Annotated in this window: 1 pseudogene; it reads left to right on the top strand. The window is 59.4% G+C overall.

The window, feature by feature from the left end:
• Nucleotides 1-96 precede the first annotated feature (96 nt).
• Nucleotides 97-401: pseudogene (locus EN780_RS38210) on the top strand (IS21 family transposase); the annotation flags it as partial.

Raw genomic sequence — 401 nt, 5'->3', positions numbered from 1 at the left:
GGCTGCGGCTGATCACGTCGAAGGTCTGGCCCTTAAGCGGGTGGAATGGGTGGGTAATGCGGACCGTGAGGCCGGTCGTCCCCATACGGGCTGCAGTTGACGGCTTTATCCAAATCCAAAGTCGAGAACGGCGTCCGCTTCGCCCAGTCCTGCATTTTGGGGCGTCTGCGCAATCAGACCTTCTTCTCGCTGGCAGAAGCCAATGCCGCCATTCGTCAGGCACTTGATCGCATCAACGACCACGTCATGCGCCGGCTGGGCGTCAGTCGCCGGCAACTGTTCGAGAGTGTCGAGCGTGCCGCACTCGCAAGCCTTCCGAGCGAAGACTACGAGTTTGCCGAATGGCGTTTGGCTCGCGTCTCGACGGATTACCACGTCGAGTTCAAGACCTTCTTTTATTC

The organism is Mesorhizobium sp. M4B.F.Ca.ET.089.01.1.1 (assembly GCF_004022605.1).
Classification (GTDB): Bacteria; Pseudomonadota; Alphaproteobacteria; order Rhizobiales; family Rhizobiaceae; genus Mesorhizobium; species Mesorhizobium abyssinicae.
The sequence above is the reverse complement of the archived record's forward strand: the minus strand, read 5'-3'. Positions and strand labels throughout refer to the sequence as shown.